The sequence below is a fragment of the Cognatundibacterium luofuense genome (assembly GCF_018139685.1).
Classification (GTDB): domain Bacteria; phylum Pseudomonadota; class Gammaproteobacteria; order Burkholderiales; family Burkholderiaceae_D; genus Undibacterium; species Undibacterium luofuense.
Window position 1 is genome coordinate 1 of record NZ_JAGSPN010000126.1, and the last position, 482, is coordinate 482.

The window sequence follows — 482 nt, forward strand, 5'->3', positions numbered from 1 at the left end:
GGCACTCGATGGACAGCATAAATTCTTTCGCTTCCGTATTCCTACCGCTAGCTATGGCGATGCGCATTTGTTCAGCATGGCGGCAGAGTTGCTCAATCCTGGCGATGTGGTGATCGTCGTGTCAAATTCCGGTAAATTGCCAGAATTGCTGCATGCGACCGAAGCGGCTCTGGCTGCTGGCGCAGATGTGATTGCGATTGCACCACATCAGTCGCCTCTGGCACGCCTGGCCAGTGTTTGCCTGGCGGTCAATCATACCGAAGACAATGCGACCTTCCTGTCCATGATTTCCCGCATTTTGCAATTATTGTTGATCGACATTCTTGCTGTCGGTTTGTCTATGGATGCCGGTGTCAGCCCCTCTGAGAGTCGTGCGCGTGAGGCTTCGCGCCTGAGCCATTTGCTGATCTCTCACCTCGATAGCTGAACGCTGCTGTTCATTCACCGGCACAGACCTTACAATGCGGTCTGTCGCCGCATAT

At 53.7% G+C, this 482-nt stretch carries 1 protein-coding gene; it reads left to right on the forward strand.

The features are described 5' to 3' along the window. Positions 1-427, forward strand: a 427-nt coding sequence (locus tag KDM89_RS19645; RefSeq protein WP_212689577.1) for an SIS domain-containing protein, incomplete at its 5' end; no start/stop codon positions are given. Positions 428-482: the final 55 nt, after the last annotated feature.